General features: G+C 68.8%; 1 protein-coding gene and 1 pseudogene. Both read right to left on the bottom strand.

Annotated elements, in window-relative coordinates; translation table 11 throughout:
- Nucleotides 1–220: 220 nt before the first annotated feature.
- Entirely contained in the window at nucleotides 221–1603 is a 1383-nt protein-coding gene (locus tag AB0G02_RS36430; RefSeq protein WP_360803911.1) for a glycoside hydrolase family 43 protein, read from the bottom strand.
- Between the two features lie 53 nt (nucleotides 1604–1656).
- Nucleotides 1657–2153, bottom strand: a pseudogene (locus tag AB0G02_RS36425) (hypothetical protein); the annotation flags it as partial.

The raw sequence follows: 2153 nt of genomic DNA, 5'->3' as shown, positions 1-2153 counted from the left end.
GTGCGGAAACCGGGTCGAGTCCCCCTCGACCGTCGCTACGAAAGTTTCGGTCGAAACTCCGATTGTTAGCGCTCACGACAGTAAGCCGTGTCACAACCTTCGTCAAGAACCCTTGCGCGACCCGGTTTCCACCAGGGAGAAGCACCCCCTGCGCCGCCGTACCACCATCCTTTGTGAGCGTGAACTTTCTCAGTTCACCGAGTTAACGATCGGCCGGGACTCAGGCGGTGAACTGCCACCAGTTCATGTTGAACAGGTAGCCGCTGCCGCCGGTGAACCGCAGGTAGAGGTCGTGGGTACCGGTCGCGCCGCTGACCCCGCAGTTTACGGTGGACCAGGTCTGCCACCCGCCGGTCGCGGAGACGGCGCAGCGCCCCACCACCGAACCGCTCGTGCTGTCCAGCCTGACCTCGATCGTGCCGCCGGAGCCCGCCGAGGCGACCCGTGCGCTGAACGACCTCGCGCCGGAGCCGAACGCGGCGCCCTTGACCTTGACGTAGTCGCCGTTCTCGATCCAGCCGATGTTCATCCCGCCCTCGGAGGACGGTTCGGTCTCGATGCCCGAACCCCAGGCGATCGTCTCGGCCTCCTGGCGGATGAACGGGTTCAGCGTGCCCGCCTGCGGTGCGCCGCCCGTGGTCATGTTGATGGTCGGGATGGTGCCGTCGGCGTTGTAGGTGAACTTCTCCACCGCGACGGAACGGGTGAAGCCGCCACCGCCGGGCAGGGCGCCGTTGTGGTAGAAGAAGTACGAGCTGCCCTTGAAGTCCACGATGCCGGCGTGGTTGGTGAAGCTGCTGCCCTGGGTGGGCATGACGGTGCCGCGGTAGGTCCACGGCCCGGTCGCGGTCGGCGCGGTGGAGTAGGCGATGAACTCCGAGCAGCACTTCGCGGCGAACACGTTGTAGTACATGCCGTTGCGCTTGTAGACCCAGGGGCCTTCCTCGTACAGCGTCGGCCGGTTCGCGTCACCGGAGCGGCTGCCGAAGCCCGCCGTGGTGAGCTGGACCTTGGTGGGGCTGCCCGAGAACGAGGTCATGTCGGCGTTGAGCCGCACGTACCACAGGTTCGGGTTGCCCCAGTACAGGTACGCCTGCCCGTTGTCGTCGATGAAGACGGTCGGGTCGATCTCGCCGTTCTCCACCAGCGGGCGGCCGATCGCGTCGCGGAACGGCCCGGTGGGGCTGTCGGCCACGCCCACGCCGATCGCCATCCGACCGGTGGCCTTGTTCACCACCGGCACGTACCAGTAGAACTTGCCGTTGCGCTCGATCGTCTGCCCGGCCCACGCGTCCTGCTTGGCCCAGGAGAACGTGGACAGGTTCATCGGCGAGCCGTGGTCGGTCCAGTTCACCATGTCGTCGGAGGACCAGACGCGCCACTCCTTCATGGTGAACCAGGTCGAGGCGTCCTCGTCGTGGCCGGTGTAGAGGTAGACCCGCCCGTTGTACACCAGCGGGGCCGGGTCGGCGGTGTAGATGTGCTGGACGATCGGGTTGTCCGCTCTGGCCATCGCGGGCGCGAGCACGAGGGCGCAGAGGATCGCGGTGAGCAGTGCTCCCGCGCGCCGCGGCACCGCCGAGGACAACAGCGTCGATTTCATCAGGTGAACCTCCGGGGGACGTCGGTGCACCGGGTCAGCGGACGGGCGTCCGCTCACCCGGTCGGTGAGAGCCGGTCGCGGTGGTCGAACCAGTCGAACGCCGCGACCCCGCGGGTGACGTACATGCCGACGACCCGCCCGGCGAGCCCACCGGTGAAGTCGGGCGTCAGGTAGCGCCCGCTCAGCTCGGCCAGCGGTCCGGGATCGTCGTCCACGTGGAACGCGATGGTGTCGGGTCCGGCGGGCGCCACGCCCGTGGGCTCGTCGGTCGGCCGCACGGACGACGGCGGCACGAGGTCGGTGGTGCGGGTGACGATGGTGAGCGTGACCGGTCCGGGGCTCACGGTCCGGCTCGCGACGACCTGGCGCACCGGGCCGATCCGCGCGACCACGTCCACCCGGCCGGACACGACCTCCAGGTCGTAGTGGTGCGCCTCGTCGCACCGGATGCTCAGGCCGGCCCGCGCCGTGCCCGGCTCCAGGCGGACCGAGACCCGCGAGTCGGGGTGCTCCAGGCGGCGCCCGAAGAACGTGCAGCCGGGCCGGTCGA

The organism is Actinosynnema sp. NPDC023658 (genome assembly GCF_040639995.1).
GTDB lineage: Bacteria > Actinomycetota > Actinomycetes > Mycobacteriales > Pseudonocardiaceae > Actinosynnema.
This window is presented reverse-complemented; position numbering and strand designations above follow the sequence as displayed.